The sequence below is a fragment of the Curtobacterium sp. MCLR17_045 genome, from assembly GCF_003234405.1.
Taxonomy (GTDB): domain Bacteria; phylum Actinomycetota; class Actinomycetes; order Actinomycetales; family Microbacteriaceae; genus Curtobacterium; species Curtobacterium flaccumfaciens.
The window spans coordinates 61,052-82,358 of record NZ_QKTB01000014.1 but is presented as its reverse complement, the minus strand read 5'-3'; the positions used below and the strand labels follow the sequence as shown (position 1 = coordinate 82,358).

24 protein-coding genes are annotated in these 21,307 nt (G+C 70.3%); 15 read left to right on the top strand and 9 right to left on the bottom strand.

Annotation, left to right across the window (positions count from 1 at the left end; genetic code table 11):
- From DEJ05_RS10810 to DEJ05_RS10800, 3 genes are all read left to right on the top strand, one after another.
- Positions 1-475, top strand: a 475-nt coding sequence (locus tag DEJ05_RS10810) for a class F sortase (protein ID WP_146245078.1), incomplete at its 5' end; no start/stop codon positions are given.
- A gap of 68 nt (positions 476-543) precedes the next feature.
- Complete coding sequence (locus tag DEJ05_RS10805; RefSeq protein WP_071244624.1) at positions 544-1,089, top strand: RNA polymerase sigma factor; 546 nt, start codon at positions 544-546, stop codon at positions 1,087-1,089.
- The gene (locus DEJ05_RS10800; protein ID WP_111103746.1) at positions 1,086-1,883 is read left to right on the top strand and encodes an anti-sigma factor domain-containing protein; all 798 of its coding nucleotides are present in this window, start codon (positions 1,086-1,088) and stop codon (positions 1,881-1,883) included. Before DEJ05_RS10805 ends, DEJ05_RS10800 begins: the two co-directional genes overlap by 4 nt.
- Before the next feature lie 602 nt (positions 1,884-2,485).
- On the opposite strand, the gene DEJ05_RS10795 is transcribed toward DEJ05_RS10800, so the two are convergent.
- The 3 genes from DEJ05_RS10795 to DEJ05_RS10785 all read right to left on the bottom strand — a co-directional run bounded on the left by DEJ05_RS10795 (position 2,486) and on the right by DEJ05_RS10785 (position 4,781).
- Positions 2,486-3,313, bottom strand: coding sequence for an oxidoreductase (locus DEJ05_RS10795; RefSeq protein ID WP_111110407.1), 828 nt, complete (start codon positions 3,311-3,313; stop codon positions 2,486-2,488).
- 62 nt (positions 3,314-3,375) lie between these two features.
- A complete protein-coding gene (locus tag DEJ05_RS10790; protein ID WP_111110406.1) occupies positions 3,376-3,933 on the bottom strand; it encodes a CGNR zinc finger domain-containing protein in 558 nt (185 codons plus the stop codon).
- Positions 3,933-4,781 (bottom strand): MBL fold metallo-hydrolase, encoded by an 849-nt coding sequence (locus tag DEJ05_RS10785; RefSeq protein WP_111110405.1) that lies wholly within the window; start codon positions 4,779-4,781, stop codon positions 3,933-3,935. The genes DEJ05_RS10790 and DEJ05_RS10785 overlap by 1 nt, the downstream gene beginning before the upstream one ends.
- Positions 4,782-5,070: 289 nt before the next feature.
- Here DEJ05_RS10785 and DEJ05_RS10780 point away from each other — a divergent pair, with 289 nt between their 5' ends.
- Positions 5,071-5,598: a thioesterase family protein gene (locus tag DEJ05_RS10780; RefSeq protein ID WP_258376134.1), complete on the top strand. Its 528-nt coding sequence runs from the start codon at positions 5,071-5,073 to the stop codon at positions 5,596-5,598.
- 45 nt (positions 5,599-5,643) lie between these two features.
- Here DEJ05_RS10780 and DEJ05_RS10775 read toward each other — a convergent pair whose 3' ends face one another.
- Positions 5,644-6,036 carry a helix-turn-helix domain-containing protein gene (locus DEJ05_RS10775; protein WP_111110403.1) on the bottom strand — a complete coding sequence of 131 codons (393 nt, stop codon included), beginning with the start codon at positions 6,034-6,036 and terminating at the stop codon, positions 5,644-5,646.
- Between the two features lie 91 nt (positions 6,037-6,127).
- Between DEJ05_RS10775 and DEJ05_RS10770 the strand changes: the two genes are divergently transcribed.
- Positions 6,128-6,988: an SDR family oxidoreductase gene (locus tag DEJ05_RS10770; RefSeq protein ID WP_111030032.1), complete on the top strand. Its 861-nt coding sequence runs from the start codon at positions 6,128-6,130 to the stop codon at positions 6,986-6,988.
- 44 nt (positions 6,989-7,032) lie between these two features.
- Positions 7,033-7,986: a nuclear transport factor 2 family protein gene (locus DEJ05_RS10765; protein ID WP_111110402.1), complete on the top strand. Its 954-nt coding sequence runs from the start codon at positions 7,033-7,035 to the stop codon at positions 7,984-7,986.
- Positions 7,987-8,256: 270 nt separating this feature from the next.
- Here DEJ05_RS10765 and DEJ05_RS10760 read toward each other — a convergent pair whose 3' ends face one another.
- Both DEJ05_RS10760 and DEJ05_RS10755 read right to left on the bottom strand, forming a co-directional pair.
- The gene (locus DEJ05_RS10760) at positions 8,257-8,877 is read right to left on the bottom strand and encodes a response regulator transcription factor (protein ID WP_111088054.1); all 621 of its coding nucleotides are present in this window, start codon (positions 8,875-8,877) and stop codon (positions 8,257-8,259) included.
- Entirely contained in the window at positions 8,874-10,052 is a 1,179-nt protein-coding gene (locus DEJ05_RS10755) for a sensor histidine kinase (protein ID WP_111110401.1), read from the bottom strand. The genes DEJ05_RS10760 and DEJ05_RS10755 overlap by 4 nt, the downstream gene beginning before the upstream one ends.
- 151 nt (positions 10,053-10,203) lie before the next feature.
- Here DEJ05_RS10755 and DEJ05_RS10750 point away from each other — a divergent pair, with 151 nt between their 5' ends.
- The 6 genes from DEJ05_RS10750 to DEJ05_RS10725 all read left to right on the top strand — a co-directional run bounded on the left by DEJ05_RS10750 (position 10,204) and on the right by DEJ05_RS10725 (position 17,876).
- A complete protein-coding gene (locus tag DEJ05_RS10750) occupies positions 10,204-11,289 on the top strand; it encodes an ABC transporter permease (RefSeq protein ID WP_111110400.1) in 1,086 nt (361 codons plus the stop codon).
- Positions 11,286-11,960, top strand: a complete 675-nt coding sequence (locus DEJ05_RS10745) for an ABC transporter ATP-binding protein (RefSeq protein ID WP_111110399.1) — start codon at positions 11,286-11,288, stop codon at positions 11,958-11,960. Before DEJ05_RS10750 ends, DEJ05_RS10745 begins: the two co-directional genes overlap by 4 nt.
- A 108-nt stretch (positions 11,961-12,068) precedes the next feature.
- Positions 12,069-13,637, top strand: a complete 1,569-nt coding sequence (locus tag DEJ05_RS10740) for a UDP-N-acetylglucosamine 1-carboxyvinyltransferase (protein WP_171907747.1) — start codon at positions 12,069-12,071, stop codon at positions 13,635-13,637.
- Between the two features lie 214 nt (positions 13,638-13,851).
- Positions 13,852-14,985, top strand: a complete 1,134-nt coding sequence (locus DEJ05_RS10735; RefSeq protein ID WP_111110398.1) for a DUF475 domain-containing protein — start codon at positions 13,852-13,854, stop codon at positions 14,983-14,985.
- 157 nt (positions 14,986-15,142) lie between these two features.
- Positions 15,143-16,744: a Na+/H+ antiporter gene (locus tag DEJ05_RS10730; protein WP_111110412.1), complete on the top strand. Its 1,602-nt coding sequence runs from the start codon at positions 15,143-15,145 to the stop codon at positions 16,742-16,744.
- 265 nt (positions 16,745-17,009) lie between these two features.
- On the top strand, positions 17,010-17,876 hold the full coding sequence (locus tag DEJ05_RS10725; RefSeq protein WP_111110397.1) for a pentapeptide repeat-containing protein: 867 nt from the start codon (positions 17,010-17,012) through the stop codon (positions 17,874-17,876).
- 17 nt (positions 17,877-17,893) lie between these two features.
- On the opposite strand, the gene DEJ05_RS10720 is transcribed toward DEJ05_RS10725, so the two are convergent.
- Positions 17,894-18,841: a GlxA family transcriptional regulator gene (locus DEJ05_RS10720; protein WP_111110396.1), complete on the bottom strand. Its 948-nt coding sequence runs from the start codon at positions 18,839-18,841 to the stop codon at positions 17,894-17,896.
- 115 nt (positions 18,842-18,956) lie between these two features.
- Here DEJ05_RS10720 and DEJ05_RS10715 point away from each other — a divergent pair, with 115 nt between their 5' ends.
- From DEJ05_RS10715 to DEJ05_RS10705, 3 genes are all read left to right on the top strand, one after another.
- Complete coding sequence (locus DEJ05_RS10715; protein WP_111110395.1) at positions 18,957-19,592, top strand: isochorismatase family protein; 636 nt, start codon at positions 18,957-18,959, stop codon at positions 19,590-19,592.
- Between the two features lie 89 nt (positions 19,593-19,681).
- Positions 19,682-19,837 (top strand): hypothetical protein, encoded by a 156-nt coding sequence (locus DEJ05_RS10710; protein WP_017887460.1) that lies wholly within the window; start codon positions 19,682-19,684, stop codon positions 19,835-19,837.
- 120 nt (positions 19,838-19,957) lie between these two features.
- On the top strand, positions 19,958-20,248 hold the full coding sequence (locus DEJ05_RS10705; RefSeq protein WP_111030022.1) for a helix-turn-helix transcriptional regulator: 291 nt from the start codon (positions 19,958-19,960) through the stop codon (positions 20,246-20,248).
- Positions 20,249-20,273: 25 nt separating this feature from the next.
- Here DEJ05_RS10705 and DEJ05_RS10700 read toward each other — a convergent pair whose 3' ends face one another.
- Both DEJ05_RS10700 and DEJ05_RS10695 read right to left on the bottom strand, forming a co-directional pair.
- On the bottom strand, positions 20,274-20,963 hold the full coding sequence (locus tag DEJ05_RS10700; RefSeq protein WP_111110394.1) for a cation diffusion facilitator family transporter: 690 nt from the start codon (positions 20,961-20,963) through the stop codon (positions 20,274-20,276).
- A complete protein-coding gene (locus DEJ05_RS10695) occupies positions 20,945-21,271 on the bottom strand; it encodes a helix-turn-helix transcriptional regulator (RefSeq protein WP_111110393.1) in 327 nt (108 codons plus the stop codon). Before DEJ05_RS10695 ends, DEJ05_RS10700 begins: the two co-directional genes overlap by 19 nt.
- Positions 21,272-21,307: the final 36 nt, after the last annotated feature.

Here is a 21,307-nt window from a genome sequence, read left to right as displayed (position 1 = left end):
GGCCGCCACGATCCCCCCGGTCCGGGACGCCCCCGCCCCCACCACCATCACGGTCGACCACGCCGGCATCCGCGCGCCGATCCGCCCCGAGGGGGTCGACGAGGACGGCGCCATGGCGCTCCCGCCCGACCCGGCCACCGCGGGTTGGTACCGGTTCGGTGCCGCACCGTCGTCCACCGAGGGCACCGTCGTCATCGCGGCCCACGTCGACGCGGTCGGCTACGGCATCGGCCCGTTCTCCCGGCTCGGCGACGCCCCGACCGGCACCCGGGTCACCCTGACCGACGCGGACGGTGCCGAGACCGCGTGGCGCATCGACTCCGTCAGCATGCTCGAGAAGCAGGGACTCCCCTGGGGCGAGGTGTTCCGTGACGACGGACCACGACGGCTCGTCCTGGTGACCTGCGGCGGGACGTTCGACGCAGCCACCGGACACTACGAGAGCAACCTCGTCGTCACCGCGGTCCCGGCCTGACCGTGGCGACGATCCGCCCCCTACGATCGGATCGTGGTCGACGACGACCGCGCCAGCGACAGGAAGACGTGACGACCATCCTCCCGGACGACAGCGAGCTCTCGGACGCGTTCCGCGCCGGGGGCGAGCACGCCCTGCGAGCCGTCTACGAACGGTGGTCGTCGCTCGTGTACTCGCTGGCCCTGCGCGCCCTGGCCGACCCGGCCGCCGCGGAGGACGTCACGCAGCAGGTCTTCGTGAAGGCCTGGCAGCGCAGCACGAGCTACGACCCCGGCCGCGCCCCGCTCGGCGCGTGGCTGGTCGGCATCACCCGGAACTGCATCGCCGACGCGCAGAACGAGCGCCGACGGCACGCCAGCGCCGCCGACCCGGACGTGGTCGAGGAGACCACCCCGGCGCCGGAACCGGCCTTCGACCTGGCCGAACGCGCCCTGGTCGCCGGCGAGCTCGAGCGGCTCGACGAGGTCCCACGGCGCGTGATGCGACTGGCGTTCTACGACGACCTCAGCCATCGTGAGATCGCCGAACGGCTCGAACTGCCGCTGGGCACCGTCAAGAGCCACATCCACCGAAGTCTGGCTCGGCTCCGAACACGTCTGGAGGTGATCGAATGAAGCACGTCGACGACGAGACGCTGGCGATGCTCGCGGTCTCCGACCAGGTCGCCGCGGACGACGTCGCCGAGCACCTGGCGTCCTGTGACCGGTGCCGCGACGAGGTGGCCGCGCTGCAGCGGGTCGCCGCGGTGACCCGGGCGTCCGAGGACGTCACGCTGGCCGCGCCCCCGGAGCACGTGTGGGACCGGATCGCGGCCGAGATCGCCCGGACGCCGCAGCAGAGTGCGGCGCCGGCGACCGACCCCGGACGAGCGGCCGAACGCGCATCCGTCGCCACGCCGTCCGACGCGCAGCACCTCGCCGTGGCCCGCCGACCCCGATCCCGTCCGCGTCGTCGCCGTGTCCTGGCGCTGGTGATCGCCGGCGTCGGCGTGCTCGCCGTCGTCCTCGGCATCGGTGTGGCGTCGGGGGTCGTCCCCGGACTCCCCCGCGGCGACACCGAGACCGTCCTGGCGAACACCGAGCTCGCAGCGCTGCCCGGTTGGTCGGGGACGACCGGCCGCGCCGAACTCGAACGTGACCAGGACGGCCGGGTGACCCTGCTCGTCGACCTGCACGGAGAGCGCGGTCGCTCCGGCACCGGTCCGCTGCGCGAGGTCTGGATGATGCGGTCGGACCTCGGCGGACTGGTGAGCGTCGGCTACCTCGACGGCGACCAGGGCCGCTTCACGGTGCCCGACGGCGTCGACACCGCGGAGTTCCCGGTCGTGGACGTCTCGGCCGAGGCCGACGACGGTGATCCGGCGCACTCCGGTGACTCGATCGTCCGGGGCACCCTGACCGATCCCTGAGCAGTGCGGGGCACTGGTGTCCGCGAGCGGGACAACGGTGCGCGCGGCCACGCGGAATCGTACGAGTGGGACTGCTCAACAGACGGCGTTGATTGGTGCCCCGCCTGTCGTGCAGCGCAGGCAGCACTCGACTCCTAGACCGCCGGCTCGGTCAATCGTGCCGTCGCTCGTCCTGCACCAGCCCGATCAGCGCGAGGGTACGCTGCAGCGCAGCCTCGGCTCAGAACCCGCCCGCGGAGTGATCGAGGAGGTCCTGGATGGGGACAGCGCACTCCTCTGGCCCCGGCGGATCGAGCCGGGACTAGGGAGAAAGGGAGAAACACCTCCCCGGCTCGACCCGTACCTGCGTGCCGACGACGTGTCGATAGGCGATCTGCTAGCGCATGTGCTGTCGGCGCCTCAGAGTGCACGTACCGCGGTGCCGGCAGCGGAAAGCCCGTCCGCGATCACCCTGCCGACCCGCCCCGTCGCGCCGGCGATGGCAACGAGTCCCGGTCCTGATGCTTCGGTCATGTCGATGTCTGCCTTCTCTTGGTGACTGCGGCTCGGGCGGGCGCTTCGCGCTCCTTGACGACCGGGATGAGCGGTGGTCGTGGTGCGGCTCAGCCGTTGGCTCGGACGGAGAACTCCTTCCAGGACTCCCACTCCGCCAGTCGGGCGGCGTAGACCTGGGGGACGACAACGGTCGGTGCGGCGCCGAAGAAGACGCGGAGCGGCGGGGTCGGGTTGTCGACGAGCTCCAACATGGCTGCGCCGACGGCCTCGGGCTTGCCCAGCCACTCGACCGGTCGGTTCCTTTCGGCCGCCTCGGCTGCGCGGTGAGCTTCCTCGTACGCCGAGTTCGGGGTGGCGTTGACAGCGCTCGATCCTGCCCAGTCGGTGCCGTACTGCCCCGGTTCGACCAGGGTGACGTTGATCCCGAACGGGGCTACTTCCTGGGCGAGGGCGTCCGAGAGGCCCTCGAGTGCCCACTTGGAGGCGTTGTACCCGCCGAGGCCGGGGAACGCGATGACCCCGCCGATGGTGGAGATCTGCACGATGTGGCCGCTTCCCTGAGCGCGCAGGACGGGCAGCGCCGCCTGCGTGACGTTGAACGCGCCGAAGAAGTTGACGTCGAACTGCTGGCGGAGTTCGGTTTCGCTGAGTTCCTCGACCATCCCGAACAGGCCGTACCCGGCGTTGTTCACGACGACGTCGAGCGTGCCGAAGCGTTCGGCCGCCGCGTCGACCGCCGCGTGGACGGCGGCGGCGTCGGTGACGTCGAGTGCGATGGCGAAGAGGCGGTCGCCGTGGGTGGCGGCGAGGTCGTTGAGTGCGGCGAGGTCCCGAGCGGTCGCTGCGACGCGGTCGCCGCGTTCGAGGGCGGCAACCGTGAACTGCCGGCCGAAGCCGCGGCCGGCGCCAGTGATGAACCAGGTCTTGGAGGTCATGCGTTTGTTCCGATCTGCTGTGTCTGCGGAGTTGTGTTGCGGGGTGTCAAGTTGGAGCGGACTCAACTGGTTGACGAGTTCGTGTCGGTTCGGCTGATGGCCCTGTCTCGGTGTGCACGGACGCGGGCCGCGTTGCCGCAGCGGGCCGACGAGTGCCACTTGCCGGCCCCGTTCTTGGACTGATCGAAGAACGCGACCTGGCAGTCCGGGTTCGCGCACAACTTGAGCCGCGAGAGTGCACCCGTGGCGCGCCCTTCGAGCAGCGCGACTGCGACTTTCGCCTCGATGAAGTCACCGCCGTCGTGCGGCACGGTGATGCCGTTGTCGTCGAGGCGCAGGCGGAGGGCGAGATCCACTGGCTGATGGTGTTCCGCGGGCCCGTCACCGAGCAGTCGCCTGAGGGCTGTCCGTAGGCGACGCAGGCGTTCGAGGGAGTCAACGTCGACGCCGGCCCCGGTGCCGGTGCCGATCGACGCCAGCCAGGTCGTCGCGCTGTCGGTGGATCCCAGGAGGTCAGCCCCGGGGCCGACGCTGACGGTGTTGACGAGGTCCTGCAGGAGCGCGAGGTCACCCGGTGCGGGGTTCGCCTCGTACCGGGTCGTCGCGGTGCCCTCGAGCATCAAGCCGCTCCCCCCAGGAGGGTGAGACCACCGAACCAGACAGGGCTGAGATTGAGGTGGTGAGGGTAGCGGGTGGTCATCTCCTGCAGGAACCGCTCCGGGGTGACACCGTCATCGAGCAGCGCCATGACGTCGCGCAGGTACATCCGGGTTTCGGCGATGGTTTCGGGGCTGTCCGCCAGTGCCCGGTTCTTGTGGCCTGCCACGACGTGATGGGCTCCGAGTGCTTCGATGACGTCGAGCGCTGCGAGCCAGTGCTCGAAGCCGCCACCAGGCCCCTCCAGGAGGTACTGGTGCACCCCGTTGTAGACGCTGTCGCCAGCGACGACGAGGTGCAAGTCCGGGACGTGGAGCACTGTGGTGCCGTCGGTGTCGGTGTGTCCGACCTCGATGGGGAGCAGCCGATGACCTTCGAGGTCGAACCCGTCGGGGCCAACCTCTTCCGCGATGACAGGTGCCTCCGGGATCAGCCCCGGGAAGATCTGGTCCCACAGCTGTTCGCGGCCCGTTGTCGCCTCCTGGTGCATCATCGCGATCGTCTGCTTCGTCGCGACCACCGTCGCCGACGGGAACCGCTCCACCAGGGCGTGCCCACCGAACCAATGGTCACCGTGGCCGTGGGTTGCGTAGATGGACGTCAGTGTCTTGCCGGACGCTTCGACCCAATCACCGACCGCCTTGATCTGCTCGTGGGTGAACGGTGCGTCAACGAGCACCGCGTGCTCCGCCCCGGAGATCAGGACCGTGCTGCCTGGGTTCCACACCAGAGGGCGGCCGTCAGGCAGCCGTGCGTCACCAGCCCACTCCGGTCCGTCGGTCACGAGAACGTCGTAGCTCAATTCACTCATGCGACTCACTGTAACGTACAAAACGGTTTTGCTCGTTACAGAACCTCAAGGAGTTCAATGCTGCCGTTCGGCTCGGCTCGGCACGCACCCGCCCGCGCACCCCCATCGGTCAGGCTGATCGCGGGGCTGCCACAACAGGCCTCACTCACTGAGCATGCCCTCATCGAGCAGGACCCACTTTTCGACATACGGTCGTATGGCGTGATGCGACCGCAGGACCGCGGTCATGCGACCGCGGGCGCTTCGGAACCGAGCGCCGTCAAGACACGACTCGCCGGCGAGGAGCCCCGTGAACCTGTACTTCCGACTTCTTCTGGTGCTTTTCGGACAGCGCTTCCGACGAGGCTTCGACATCCACGGAACCGACAACGCAATCTTCCGTGTGACGGTCGGTGACATCGATGTGTACGGCCACATGAACAACGGCCGCTACCTCACGATCATGGATCTCGGAAGACTGCGGTGGCTTCGACGCACCGGGATCTTCGATCGGACCCGAGCCGAAGGCTGGGCAGCGGTCGTGGCGCAGCAAACGGTGACCTACCGGAGGCCCCTCCGAGTCGGCCAGCGCTTCGAACTCCGCACGAGGTACCTCGGTTCCGACGATCACGGCAGCTACACCGAGCAGATCTTCGTTCGACGCGGAAACCTGCACGCGCACGCCGTCGTGCGGACGAAGTTCTTGACGCGACACGACGGCCCCGTCGTGACCGACGATCTCCGCGCTCTCCTCGACGGGGACGATCTCGTTGTGCCCGGCTGGGTCGCTGACTGGTCCGCTTCCGCTCGCAGCGCCGCGGCCGATTCGCCGTCGTGAGCCCGGCGGCCGCGTGACACAGATCCCGCTCAGGACCGCGGGGTGTCAGTCGCCGGAAGGCCGATCGACGATGGCGTCGGCGTGATCGACTATCCAGTCCATGAGGGGAACGAGTCGAGCTGCCAGTTCGCTACCGCTGTCGGTGAGCGAGTAGTCCACTCGAGGCGGGATCGTGGGCTGCGCGACCCGGTTCACGATCCCGTCGTGTTCCAGTGTCCGCAGGGTCGAGGCGAGCATCTTCTCGCTGATCCCCTCGATGGTGCGTCGAAGTTCCCCCCAGCGCATGCTGCCCGGCTCGAGCGCGAGGAGCACGAGGACACCCCACCGACTCGTGACGTGGGTGAGCACAACTCGCGTAGGACACGCCGCTGGGAAGCGCGCGAACGCATCCGGATTCTGCACGGGCGGTGCAAGGGCCTCCACGATTCCGACATCCATGTAAGTACCTTACAAAAAGGTGCGTACCTCCGTACAGGAGAGTTTCCTGCGATGCTGCGATCACCCGCTGAAGATCGCAGAAGGAGACCTCGTGTCCATCATCGTCACCGCCGCTTCCGGCCAGCTCGGCCGCCTCGTCGTCGAAGCTCTCATCGAACGCGGGGCCGACCCCGAGTCGGTCATCGCGACCTCACGCAACATCACTCGCCTCGCAGACCTCGCGACACTGGGCGTCCGGACCGCCGTGCTCGACTACACCCGTCCGAGCACGATCGCTGACGTCATCGGTGCCGGCGACGTCGTCGTCCTGATCTCGAGCGATGCCGTCGGGCAGCGCGTCGCCCAGCACACTGCGGTGATCGACGCCTCCGCAGCGGCCGGCGCCAGCAGGATCATCTACACGAGCGTCCTGGACGCTGGTCGCTCGGAGTTGATCCTCGCTCCCGAGCACAAGGCCACGGAGGAGGCCATCGCCGCATCCGGCGTCCCCGCCACCATCCTCCGCAACGGTTGGTACACCGAGAACTACGCGACCACGCTCGACATCGCACGGCAGTCGGGTGTGATCACGGCGAGTGTCGGAGACGGCCGCGTCGCCAGCGCCAGCCGACGCGACTTCGCTGAAGCAGCCGCGGTCGTCGCGCTCGATGACGAGACCGCCGGGCGTGTGTTCGAACTCTCCGGCGATTACGCATGGACCCATGCCGAGCTCGCCGATGCCCTCACCGACGTGATCGGTTCACCGGTGCACTACCAGGCCCTCAGCACGGACGAACACGCTGTCTCCCTCCGGGGAGCGGGGCTCGACGAGGGCACAGTCGCGTTCTTGGTGGCCCTCGACGCGGGCATCCGCGACGGTCTCCTCGCCCACACCAGCGGGGAGCTCAAGGCTCTCATCGGCCGACCGACCACCCCGCTCGCCGAGGGCCTCGCAGCCATCGCGGCGCAGTGACCCGCATCCAGTCCCGTCAACCACACACGAGCAGGAGCACAACCATGACCAACGACCTGATCACGCGCACACGAAGCAGCCGCATCGCCCGCGGCGCGGCGGCCGTCGCCGGAGCCGCCCTCCTCACCGGTCTCGTCGTGTCCACGCCGGCAGCGGCCGCTCCCGCAACCCAACCGAAGCCGACCGTGACGGTCGCCGGGAACCGGCAGAACACCAACACGGAACACCGCAACGCCTGCATCGTCCGGACGCTCATCACCCGGACCTTCACCGATCCTGACAGCAGATCCTCCCGGCAGGTCGCGGCACGGTTCGTGTCCCCGAGCGCAGTCACGCACGGCGCAGCAACCACTGCCGGACCGAAGGGTGTCCTTGCCCAGTTCTCGGCGGACCGTACCCGCATCCCTGGTGCTCGAGCAGTGATCAAGCGCACCGCAGCAGACGGCAACCTCGTCGCCGTGCACTGGCAGATCGCACCAGACCCGCGCAACGAACGACGCGGTGATGCCGCCGTCGACCTGTTCCGCCTCCAGCACGGACGGATCGTCGAGCACTGGTCGCTCGAGCAGCCCATCCCGACGGGCACCCCCGCAAGCGGGAACACGAACACCATGTTCAGCGACCTGTACCGGCCGGCACGTCCGACCACCGCGCCGTCGGAACGTCAGGAAGAACGCAACCGCGTCCTCGCGGTGTCGGCGTACAACACACTCTTCCGAGACCACGATGCGTCCGTCCTCGACCGCGCCTTCGACCCCGCGTACTTGCAGCACAACACCGTCGCTCCGAACGGGACAGCAGCCCTCAAGCAACTGTTCGGGAGCGGCGCCCAGTTCCCGGCGCAGCAGTCCGTCATCTCGCTCTCCGACGGTGACATCGTCTGGACCTTCTCCCGCGCGGTCGGGGCGAAGCCCGGCGACCCGCTCCTCGCTGCCGACCTGTTCCGCGTCGACGCCGGCCTCATCCGAGAGCACTGGGATGTCGTCCCCACCAGCTGACCACCGCCCGGGAGGCAGAACCTGCCACCGCGACGAGTTGTCTATGACGACTGCAACCAGTCGGCAAGACGGGGTCTCATCAGCCGATCGCCTACCGGGACAGCGGAGCTAAGGGTGATTCGCTGAGTGCCGTGACGGCCCCCGAAGTGATCCTCGTTCACGGCTTCTACCACCAGCCGCAGCACATGCAGCCACTCCGGGCAGCTCTCGAAGAGCAGGGCGCGATCGTGCACATTCCTCGCCTGCACCGAGGGTCTCTCATCAGCTCCGTCAGCGCAGGATGCCGAGCGCCCGGGCCTCGGACACCGCGGCGGTCCGGGAGCCGACGCCGAGCTTGGAGAACACGTGGACCAGGTGTGACTTCACGGTGGCATCGGTGATGTGCAGGCGTGCCGCAACATCGACGTTCGAGGCACCCTCGGCGACGAGCCGGAGGACCTCGATCTCACGAGCGGACAGGCTGACCCGTGGCGCACGCATCCGCGCCATCAGGCGGCTCGCGACCGCCGGCGCGAGGGCGCTTTCACCGGCGGCTGCGGCGCGCACCGCGGCGAGCAGTTCGTCGGGCGGCGTGTCCTTGAGCAGGTACCCGCTGGCCCCCGCTTCGACAGCGCCCAGGATGTCGCCGTCGCTGTCGTAGTTGGTGAGAACGAGGACGTACGGCGCGGCGTCGGTCGACCGGATCTGCCGGGTGGCGTCGGCACCGGTGCGGTCCTGCCCGAACTGCAGGTCCATCAGCACGAGGTCGGGGTCCAGGGACGCTACGAGCGCTGCGGCTTCGTCGGGTGTCGCGGCCTCCCCGACGACGTCGATGTCGACGGCCCCGTCGAGGAGTGCGCGCAGGCCGGCGCGGACGACGGGGTGGTCATCCGCGATGACGAGTCGGATCACGGGCGACTGACCTCCACTGTGGCGGTGATGGTCGTGCCGTTCCCGGGTGCGCTGTCGATGGTGAGACGGCCACCCAGCTGGTCGACACGTTCACCCATCGCGCGGAGCCCGAACGCGTCGGACGTGCCGGAGCCGGTGCCGACACGGTCGGGGTCGAAGCCGGAGCCGTCGTCCTGCACCCGCAGGGACGCGTGCGTCGCGCTGACGTCGAGGGCGATGTCGACGGTCGTGGCGCCGGCGTGTTGGGCGACGTTCGCGAGGGCCCCCTGGGCGATGCGCAGCAGAGCGGTCTGCACGTCCATCGTCAACTCCGACGCTTCGGCTGCGGCGGTCACGGTGATGCCGAGTCCCTCCCGGTGCCACTGGTCACTGAGGCGGCGTAGTGCCGCGGGGAGTCCGGCGTCGAGGGACGGCGGTGCGAGCTCCCGGATGAACCGCCGGGTATCGGCGAGGCCGTCGGCCGCGGTGGCGCGTGCGAGGCGGATGTGCTCGATGCCCGGCCGGTCGCGGTCGGCTGCTTCGGCGGCGTGGAGGAGCATCTGGATGCTCGAGAGGTCCTGCGCGACGGTGTCGTGGATCTCGCGCGCCAGGCGGGCGCGTTCGGTGAGGACCCCCTGCTGCCGTTCGGTCGCGGCGAGTCGGTCGCGGGTGGCGAGGAGTTCCGCCAGCAGCGCCTCCCGCTCGACGGACTCGCGGGCGAGCGCCCGGTAGCCGAGGCCGATGAGCAACGCGACCCCGGCACCGACGAGGGGCCCGATCACCCCGCCCACGGTGAAGCCGCCGTGCAGGCCCAGGGCGACGACCGCGATCAGGGTCGCTGCGACCACGGCGGCCGGCCCGACGATCCGGGGCAGGACGTGCAGGTAGAGGAAGAACAACGGGAACACCAGGTACGCCGCTTCCGGCACCAGGACGAGCAACGCCACCCACACGACGGTCAAGGCGGTGATCCAGGCCGCTCCCACCACGGCTCGGCGTGCCTCCGGCGCGGCGGCGACACCGGCGCCGAGCAGGTACAGGGCGGCGAACCCGACCACCAGGGCGATCGCCGCCCACATGGTCGGGTCACGGACGACGAGGACCCGGACGACGACGAGTGCCACGAGCGCGGCGAACAGCACGTGCAGTCCGGTGCGGAGCCCGACGAACACGGGCGTGAGGGTGCTGTGTGCCATGTCCGTTGCAGCGTACGGCGGCCACGACCCACCGGACATCAACCAGAAGTCGGACGACAGCAGTCAACCTCCCGGCGATGGCACCGGGACCCGCGACGGCGAGGCTCGTCTGGACGGCAGGGAGCGTCCCCGCCGTCGGGAAGGAACCATCGTGTTCGTCGCTTGGCGCGACCTCCGATCCGCCCGTGGCAGGTTCGTGCTCATCGGGTCCGTCGTGTCGTTGATCACCCTCCTGGTCGGCTTCCTCGCTGGCCTGACCGGCGGCCTCGCCGCGCAGAACGTGTCCGCGGTCCTCGGCCTCCCCGGGAACCGGCTCGTCCTGCAGGAGTCCTCGACCGGGCAACCATCGTTCTCGCAGTCGACGATCGACGCGGCGACGGTGTCCGCGTGGCGGGAGTCCTCCGGCGTCGAGCACGTCACGCCGATCGGGATCGCACAGGGGCGCGCCGCCGTGCACGCCGAAGCCGCACCAGCGGTCGCCGTCGCCCTGTTCGGCGTCCCACGGGGTGCCCCCACATCGACGGTCACCGACCTGGCTCCGAGGTCCGACGACACGGTGGGCCTGTCCGCCGGCGCAGCGAAGGACCTCGACGTCGCCGTCGGGGACGCCGTCACGATCACCGGGACGACCTACCGGGTCGCCACCGTCGGCGGAGACGCCTGGTACAGCCACACCCCCGTCGTCGCGCTCTCCCCGACGGCGTGGGCGTCGACCGACCGGCGCCTCGGCGGGGACGGCGAAGCGACCGTGCTCGCCGTCTCCGGTTCGCCGGACTGGGGCAGCACGGCGGACCGCACGCGCACCGTCGCCGTGTCGCCGCTCGCCAGCCTCACCGCGCTCGAGACGTTCAAGTCGGAGGTCGGGTCCCTCGGACTCATGATCGTGATGCTCTTCGGAGTCTCCGCGCTCGTCGTCGGGGCGTTCTTCACCGTGTGGACGCTGCAGCGTGCCGACGACATCGCCGTCCTGAAGGCCCTCGGCGCCTCCGACGCGTCGCTCGTCCTCGATGCCCTCGGCCAGGCACTCGTCGTCCTGGCCGCGGGCGTCGGGGTCGGGATCGGTCTCGTGGCGGTCCTGGGGGCGCTCGCGAACGGTGTCCTGCCGTTCCTGCTCAGCCCGCTCACCACCCTGCTGCCGGCCGCCGTGATGGTCGTCCTCGGCCTCGCCGGTGCCGCCGTCGCACTCCGCACCGTCACCAGGGCCGACCCCCTCACCGCACTCGGGAGCAACCGATGATCACCCTCGACGACGTCACCCTCACCTTCCCCGACGGCGACTCCCGCATCACGGCGGTGGACCGCGTGTCCCTGACCGCTCCGAGCGGGGTCGTCACGGGCATCACCGGGCCCTCCGGCTCCGGGAAGTCCTCACTGCTCGCGGTCGCGGCGACCCTGATCCGCCCGGACTCCGGGCACGTGTGGATCAACGACGTCGACGCAGCGACCCTGAGCCGGAACGAGGCGACGACGCTCCGCCGCGGACAGATCGGCATCGTGTTCCAGCAGTCGAACCTCATCGAGTCGCTCACCGCTCGGGAGCAGCTGCTCGTCATGGCGGAGCTCGGCGGCGGCCACCGTGACCGGACCGCGGTGCGCACCCGTGCCGATGCGCTGCTGGCAGCGGTCGGTCTCGCCGAGCACCGCGGCAAGCGACCCGCGCAGCTCTCCGGCGGCCAGCGGCAACGGGTCGCCATCGCCCGCGCCCTGGTGAACACCCCGTCCGTCCTGCTCGTCGACGAACCCACCAGCGCGCTCGACCAGGAGCGAGGCGCCGAGATCATGGCGCTGATCGCGCGCCTCACGCACGAGCAGGGCACGGCGACGATGCTCGTCACGCACGATCTCGTCCACCGCGACGCGCTCGACCGCCTGGTCACCGTCGTCGACGGCCGCCTGACCGATGCCTGAGCGTTCGTCCCCCGAAATTCCCAACTGTGACGTATTCGAGACCTCAGGACACGCAACGGGTGTCGATCTTCCACTGGTTTATCTCATGAGCGTGTTAGCGTGGCGCGCATGACCGACACCACCACCGTCGTCTCGCCGGCATCTCCGGCGACCGCAGCACCCCTCCGTGAGGTCGGCGCCCTGATCCGGGGCGCCCGCAAGGGCCGCAGCATGACGCAGGCCCAGCTCGCCGAACGCGTCGGCACCAGCCAGAGCGCCATCAACCGCATCGAGCAGGGCGGGCAGAACCTGTCCCTCGAGATGCTCACCCGCATCAGCGACGCCCTCGACCAGCAGATCGTCTCGATCGGCGGCGCCCCGCAGCGCGCCCACCTGCGCGTGCAGGGCGGCCGGAAGCTCAGCGGCTCCATCGCGGTGAACTCGAGCAAGAACGCCGCCGTGGCACTGCTCTGCGCCTCGCTGCTCAACCGCGGCGTGACCCGGCTGCACAAGGTCGCCCGGATCGTCGAGGTCGACCGCATCATCGACGTGCTCCGCAGCCTCGGCGCGAGCGTCACCTGGTCGGAGGACGGCGAGACCCTCGAGATCGTCGCCCCCGACGACCTGCACCTCGACGCGATCGACGCCGACGCCGCCCGCCGCACCCGCAGCGTGCTCATGTTCCTCGGCCCGCTCAGCGGCCGGTACGAGTCCTTCCGCCTGCCCTACGCCGGCGGCTGCGACCTCGGCACCCGCACGGTCGAGCCGCACCTGATCGCGCTCCGTCCGTTCGGCGTGGACGTCGAGGCGACCTCCGGTTGGTACGAGGTCGACGTCGCGAACCAGGCCGTCCCCACCAAGTCGGTCGTGCTCACCGAGCGCGGCGACACCGTGACCGAGAACGCGATCCTGGCCGCCGCGGCCCGCGACGGCGAGACCGTCATCCGGAACGCCAGCCCCAACTACATGGTGCAGGACCTCTGCTTCTTCCTCGAGCTGCTCGGGGTGCAGATCGAGGGCATCGGCACCACCACGCTCCGCATCACCGGCAAGAGCAAGATCGACGAGGTCGTGGACTACTGGCCGAGCGAGGACCCGGTCGAGGCGATGAGCCTGCTGACCGCGGGCATCGTCACCGCGTCGACCCTCACCGTGACCCGTGCACCGATCGAGTTCCTCGAGATCGAGCTCGCGACCCTGGCCGAGATGGGCCTGCGCTTCGACGTCACCGAGGAGTACGCCGCCGCCAACGGCCGCACCCGCCTCGTCGACATCACGGTGTACCCGTCCGAGTTGCACGCGCCGATCGACAAGATCCACGCGATGCCGTTCCCCGGCCTGAACATCGACAACCTGCCGTTCTTCGTCGTCATCGCGGCCATGGCCGAGGGCACCACGCTCGTGCACGACTGGGTCTACGAGGGCCGGGCGATCCACCTGCTCGACCTCACCCGCCTGGGCGCGAGCGTCACCCTGCGTGACCCGCACCGCCTCGACGTGACCGGTCCGACGCACTTCTCCGGTGCCGAGATCAGCTGCCCGCCGGCGCTGCGGCCCGCCGTGGTGATCCTGCTGGCGATGCTCGCGGCGAAGGGCGAGAGCGTCCTGCGCAACGTCGGCATCATCGCCCGTGGCTACGAGCAGCTGCAGGAGCGCCTCAACTCGCTCGGCGCGTCCATCGAGACGTTCCACGACTGACGCTGAACCCCCGCAAGACACCGGTGTTCGCCGGTTGAACACGCGCAGACCGCGGTTCAGCACGCGAACACCGGTGTTTTGCGTTTCCCCCTGACGGCCCGTCCCCGCAAGTGGGGACGGGCCGTCACCCGTCTGACGGGGTCCCCACGGGCCTCCAGGCCGATGCCCAGGAGCGCTCCATGCGCCGCCCAGCCCGACCGTGCTGGATGGGCAGATGGCCACGAGATCACTCCTGACCGTCCCCCTGCTCATCACCGTCGCGGCCGCCGCGGCGGCCTGGCTGGTGCTCGGCCCCGCCGCAGCGCTCGCCTTCGTCGCCCTCGCGTTCCTCGAGATCGCGATGGCCGCGGACTCGTCCGTGCCGATGGCCGGCATCGCCGGCCGGCTGCACTCCCCCGCCCGGCGGCTGTTCCTGTCGCTCGGGATCGTCGCGGGCGTACTCGCGATGCGCCTGCTCCTGCCGCCGGCCGCCGTCGCGGTCGGTGACGCGACCGATCCGGCCAGCTCGGTGGAGGAAGCCGTCTTCGCGCCCGGTTCGTTCTCCGCGCACCTGGCCGAGGTGCGTCCGGCCCTCGCCGCCTTCGGCGCCGCGTTCATTTGGCAGGTCTTCGCCGAGTACCTGTTCAACACCGACCGCGCGTCCCGCAGGTCGTGGTTGGGCAGCCTGGAGGCGCGACTCGCCTCCGTCGCGCGACCGCGCGTCTGGTCGCTGGTCACCGCTGCGACGGGGGTCGTCGTGACCTCCGTGCTCGTCGGGTCGCGTTCCGGCTGGGCCGCCGGTGCGCTGTTGCCGGTCGCGCTCGGTGGCGTGGCCGGCATCGCCGCGTACCTCGTGTCGAAGCGGACCGCGGCGTGGGCGCTGCGCAGCGGCCCCGGCGGCGGCGGGTCGGACACGGCGTCGATCGGGGTCGGCCGCGGAGCCTGGCGCATCCACCTGTACGCGTCGACGGTCGTGTTCGAGCGGGGGCTCGTCGTGTTCATGCTGTTCGAGATCCTCGACGGCGTGTACAGCCTGTCGGGGTCTGGGCCGCTCGGGTCGGACGGGCTCGGGGCGCTGGAGCAGGCCGCGGTCGCCATCGGGGCGATCGGGGTGGGCGCGGTGTTCCTGGCCCGCCTGACCTCGCGGGTCGACCAGGCTGCTGGGCTGAAGCGGCTTCGGTACCTGAAGGCCGGGGCGGCGTACGTCCTCGGGGTGCTGTCGGTGCTGCTGTGGGCGAGTCTGCTCGTGCCGATCCCGGGCGTCGTCGTGGGGTGGTTCGGGACCGTCGTGATCGGGTCGGCGCTGGTGAGCTCCCTGCCGTGGCGTGCGTGGTGGCGGCGGGTGGTGCGGCGGCCGCGGGCGGTGTGAGCGGCGGGTCGTGACGCGTCGTGCGGTGTGGTGCGGCGCGTCGTTCGGCTGTGCGCGGCGCGTCGTCCGGCTGTGTGCGGCGCGTCGTCCGGCTGTTCTGGAAGGATCCACCGTGGATCGGCGTTGACTGGCGGGTCGGACGACGATCGGAGTGCACGTGCTGGGACCGGAACTGGTGGTCGTGCTCGGCCTTGCCATCGCACTGACGGCGGCCGTGGCCGACCGGATCCGGATCGCACCACCCGTGCTGCTCCTGGTCTTCGGCGCGCTGCTCGGGCTCGTGCCGGAGTTCGCGGACGTCGAGCTCCCCGCCGAGGCCGTGCTGCTGCTGTTCCTGCCGGCGCTGCTCTACTGGGAGAGCCTGACGACGTCGCTCCGCGAGATCCGGAAGAACCTGCGCGGCATCGTCCTGATGGGAACCCTGCTCGTCGTGGTGACCGCCGGTGCCGTCGCCGTCCTGCTGCACCTGCTCGGGATGCCGTGGGGGCCGGCCTGGGTGCTCGGCGCCGCGGTCGCCCCGACCGACGCGACGGCGGTCGGCGTGCTCACGAAGATGCTGCCCCGGCGGAACGTCACCGTGCTCCGCGCCGAGAGCCTGGTGAACGACGGCACCACCCTCGTCGTCTACGGCATCGCGGTGGCCGTCACCGTCGGGACGCAGGAACTCACGTTCTGGGGCGTGTCCGGCATGCTCGTCCTGTCGTACATCGGCGGGGTCGCCGCCGGGCTCGCCGCCGCCTGGATCGGGACGATGTTGCTGCGGCGCGTCGACACCGTCGTGCTCGAGAACCTCGTCACCCTGCTCGTGCCCTTCGCAGCCTTCCTGGCCGCCGAGGCCATCGGTGCCTCCGGCGTGCTCGCCGTCGTGGCGGCCGGCATCGTCGTCAGCCAGGTCGGCCCCAAGCTCGACCGTGCCGAGACCCGCCAGCAGGTGCGCGCGTTCTGGTCGTTCCTGACCTTCCTGCTCAACGGCGCGCTGTTCGTCCTGGTCGGCATCGAGGCGATGGTCGCCGCACGTGCACTCGACCCCGCCGACCTGCTGCGCGGGACCGGCATCGTCTTCGCGGTCGCGGTGCTGCTCGTCATCGTGCGGTTCGCGTTCCTGAACGCCGCGGGCGGGACCATCTGGCTCGTCACCCGACGCACCGGCGGAGAACCCCGCGAGGGCCACCGCGACCGGCTCGTCAGCGGGTTCGCCGGGTTCCGGGGCGCGGTGTCGCTCGCCATGGCCGTCGCCGTGCCGCGCACCCTCGAGTCCGGCGGTGACTTCCCCGAGCGGGACCTCATCGTCTTCGTCACTGCCGGCGTGGTCATCGTCACGATCGTCGGGCAGGCCCTCGTGCTGCCGGCCGTCCTGCGCCGCGCCGCGCTCCCCGAGGACGAGTCCGTCAGCGAGGAACGTCGCTACGCCGAACGCACCGCCATCGAGGAGGCGCTCGATGCACTCCCCCGTCTCGCACGGTCGACCGGAGCCGATCGTGCCACCGTCGATCGCCTGCGGAAGGAGTACGAGGCGCACCTCGACGTGATCGAGGCCCGCGAAGGGGACGACGACGACCACCCCGCGCTGCAGCGGCACGACAACGCGGTCGCCCTCGAGCTCGCACTCGTCCAGCACAAGGCGAACACCCTGTTGCGCCTGCGGGACGCCGACGAGATCGACGACCTGGTGCTGCGTCAGGTGCGCGCCGGGTACGACGCGGAAGAGGCGCGGCTGGACGGCATCGAATCGGTGGCGTCACCGCCCACGTCGTCGTAGGGCGGCCCCGGGCACACCTGGTCGAATCGGGCGTACCCGGTCGGTCGTTCCGATCAGGTATGCCCGTTCCGCGTTCCCATCGCACCGGGAACGCTAGCCTGGCCGCAGTGATCCTCCGTCTCTCTCGGTGACCCACCGGTCACCCAGCACCACCGGTTCGCCCCGCCGACGCGCGGGGGTGGTCTCGTGCGCCCGGACGGGGAACTCCACCAGGAGTTCCCCCGCACCCGGCACACCATCCAGACCACCAGAGGAAGACCACTCCATGACGACCACCGACCGGTCCGCCCTGCGCGCGGACTGCGGCAACTGCTTCGCGCTCTGCTGCACCGCCTTCGGGTTCCAGCGCTCCGCCGACTTCCCGATCGACAAACCCGCCGGCACCCCCTGCGGCAACCTCGCTGACGACTTCTCCTGCACCATCCACCAGGCGCTGCGGCCGCGCGGGTTCCGGGGCTGCACCGTCTTCGACTGCTCCGGTGCTGGCCAGTACGTGTCCCAGACCCTCTACGACGGGGTCAGTTGGCGTGACCACCCGGACTCCCGCGCGGAGATGTTCCGGGTGTTCCCGATCGTCCGCAGGTTGCACGAGATGCTCTGGCACCTCGCCGAGGCACAGGACCGTGCGGTGACCCCGGACTCAGCAGACGACGCTGCCCTGCTCGCGCAGGAGATCCACCGCAGCCTCGACGCCGGTCGGCCGACGCTCCTCGCGCTGGACGTCGAGCCGCTGCACGCTCGAGTACGCGACGTCCTGATCGAGGTGAGCGCCGAGGTCCGAGGCCGGTACAACGCCGGTGCGGACGACGCTCCGGACGGCCTGTTGCGACCGGGGGCGGACCTCGCCGGGCGCGACCTCCGCGCACGGTCGCTGCGCGGGGCCGACCTGCGGGGAGCCACGCTGATCGCGGCAGATCTGCGCGGTGTCGACCTGTCCGGTGTCGACCTTCTCGGCGCGGACCTCCGGGATGCGCGGGTCGACGGAGCCGACCTGTCCACAGCGGTGTTCCTCACACAGGCGCAGGTGAACGCGGCGCGCGGAGACGGCACCACGGCGCTGCCCCGTGGTGTCGATCGACCGACACACTGGCCGTCCCCGGCCGCCCCGGTTTCTCCCGCGGCGCCGCGCTGAGACCGCGGATCGGCCGGTCAGGGCCTCGCGTCGAACCGTCGGCGGTAGCTCGAGGGTGTGCTGCCGAACGCCACGGCGAAGTTCTGCCGCAGCGTGACCGGGTTGCCGAACCCGCACGCTGCGGCGATCCGATCGACGGGCAGGTCGGTGGTCTCGAGCAGCCGACGAGCCTCGTCCAGACGGCGACTCCGTACCCAGGCCGCCGGGGTGGTGCCGGTCGACGCCTTGAAGGCCCGGACGAAGCTGCGGCGGCTCATGTGGGCCGCCGCAGCGAGTCGGTCGACGCTGAGCTCCTCGTCCAGGTGCTCCACCGCCCAGGCCGATGCCGTCGCCACCGGGTCGTCGCCCCGATGCTGCACGACCGGCCGCTCGATGTACTGGGCCTGCCCGCCTTCGCGGTGCGGCGCGACGACCAGGCTCCGCGCGACCCGGTTCGCTGCCTCGGCACCGAGCCGCGTCCGCACGACGTGCAGGCACGCGTCCAGCCCGGACGCCGTGCCCGCCGAGGTCAGCACGTCACCGTGGTCGACGTAGAGCACGTCGGCGTCCACGGTGACGTCGGGGTGTGCGGCGGCGAGCCGGTCGACCTCGCGCCAGTGCGTGACGGCGCTGCGTCCCGCGAGGAGCCCGGCACCGGCGACCGCGATCGACCCGAGGCACAGACCGACCACGACCGATCCCCGCGCGTGCGCGTCGACGACCGCCCGTTCCGTCGGTGCCGGCAGTCGGGTGCCGTCGTCGGTCCAGGACGGCACCACGACCAGGTCGGCGTGCGCCGTGGCGTCGAGCCCCTGCACGGGACCGAGCGTCAGCCCCTCGGCGGTCCGGACCGAACCGTGCCGGTCGGAGAAGACGACGGTCTCCCAGTCGGCGAGCCCGAGCCGGGTGACCTCGTCGAACACCATCTGTGGGACCGACAGGTGGAACATCGTGATGCCGTCGAAGGCGTAGATGGCGATCCGCACGCGGGACTCCTCCGGTTTGGCCTGGATCCATCGTACCGACGCACGCGTGCCAATCGCACCGAGCGCATCGACGGACGAGGATCGTCGAGTACGCCCACCAACCCAAGGAGCTCTCGTGTCCGATCCCCAGCGCGCCCTCGTCCTCGTCGACATCCAGCTGGAGTACTTCAGCGGTCCACTCGAGGTCCGGTTCCCGCCCGTCCGCGACGCGCTCGCGCAGATCACGACCGCGATCGACGCCGCGACCGCTGCCGGCACGCCGATCGTCGTCGTCCAGCACACCGCCGGTGACGCTGCGCCGGTGTTCAACCCGACGACGGAGGCGTTCGCCCTGCACCCCGAGATCGAGCGACGACGGACACCCGAGTGGCATCAGGTCACGAAGCAGTTCAGCTCCGTCTTCGCCCACACGGACCTGCTCGCCTGGCTGCAGGAGCGGTCGATCGACACGGTCACCCTGGTCGGCTTCATGACGAACAACTGCATCATCGCCTCGGCAGCCGAGGCGGAGGCACTCGGCGTCTCGGTCGAGGTGCTGTCCGACGCGACCGGCGCGATCAACATCGTCAACGCCGGCGGGGCCGTGTCCGCCGAGACGGTGCACCGCACGCTGATGGCGTTGTTGCAGTCGAACCTCGCCGCGGTCGCACCGACCGCGGAGTGGACGTCGGCACTCACCGCCGGAGTCGCGATCCCCGGGGACGCGCTGCCGACGTCGGCCGTCGCGGGAACCCAGCGGTTCCCGGGCTGACATCCGTTCTCATCTATAAATGTATTGCTACTTCTGCATACGTGATCTACGCTGAGGGCATCCCAACCGACGATCAGCAGGAGGTCACCATGGCCGAGCACGAGAACAGCGCAGAGCACACCGTCGCCGAGCACACCCACCAGGACGGCTGCGGCCACGAGACGGTCCAGCACGAGGACCACGTCGACTTCGTCCACGACGGACACAAGCACGCCCAGCACGGCGACCACTACGACGAGCACTGATCTCCTGATCAGAGCAGGCCCGTGATCAGCACCGATCGACGGACCTGCACGACGGCCCCGACGCACCGCGCCGGGGCCGTCGTGTTGCATGCACGTATGCGCGTGCGCTTACATGAGTCCATGTCAGACGGGATCGAAGCAGCAGCCGAACTCTTCAAGGCACTGTCCTCGCCCGCCCGACTCCGGATCCTGTCGGCGTTGATCTCCCAGCCTTCCGACGTCGGCTCCCTCGCCGAAGCGACCGAGCTGTCGCAGCCCCTGGTGTCCCAGCACCTCCGCACGCTGCGGCTCGCGGGCATCGTGCAGGTCGAGCGCATCGGGCGGAACGCGGTCTACTCGCTGCACGACGAGCACATCGCGCACATCGTCGGCGATGCGGTCAGCCACGTCCGCGAGACCGAAGCCGACTGAACCGCCGGCCGCGGGCAGACTTCGCTCAACAGCAGTCGCAGCCGTCGCCCTCGCGCTCCCCCGTCAGCGCCGACACCGGCTGCTTGCACGCGTCACCGCGCCAGGCTTCAAGTCCCTCGCGCACGGCGAACACCACCACGACGAGTCCGGCGAGCGGATCGGCCCACCACCAGCCGAACAGGCTGTTCGCCAGCAGGCCGAGCAGCACCGCCGCCGACAGGTAGCTGCAGATCAAAGTCTGCTTCGAGTCGGCGATCGCCGACGCCGAACCGAGTTCGCGTCCGGTCCGCCGTTCGAGGAGGCTCAGGAACGGCATGACGGCCAGGCTCACCGCGGCCAGGACGATGCCGACCGGACTGTGCTCCGGCGACCGGACACCCGTGAAGGTCAGGACGGCATCGACACTGACCACGACGGCGAGCCCGAAGAACGAGACCGCGATCACCCGCAGTGCCGTTCGTTCCCGGGCCTCCGGGTCGCGCCCGGCGAACTGCCACGCGACGGCCGCTGCCGACAGGACCTCGACGATCGAGTCGAGCCCGAAGCCGATCAACGCGGTGGACGAGGCAACCGAACCGGCGGCGATCGCCACGCCGACCTCGATCACGTTGTAGGCGATGGTCGCCGCGACGATCCACCGGATCCGTCGCCGGAGCACGCCGACACGAGCCGGTGCGAGCGACACCGCGGCCGTGGTCACCGCTCGACCTCGCATCCGTCGTCGTCGGCAACGTCCACCGCGAGCACCACGTCGACCAGGGACTCGAGCGCGCGGGTGAGGTTGCGGTCCGCGATCTCGTAGCGGGTCCGACGCCCCTCGGGCACGGCGACGACGATCCCGCAGCCGCGCAGGCACGCCAGGTGGTTCGACACGTTCGTCCGCGTCAGCTCGAGTTCCTCGGCGAGCCGCGCCGGGTAGCCGGGTTCGTCGAGCAACCGGAGCAGGAGGCGCGCGCGGGTCGGGTCGGAGAGCGCGCGCCCGAGACGGTTCAACACGTCGTGCCGCGAGGCAATGGTCAGCATGCGCTGACCATACATCGGGCCACGCCCAGACCGCCA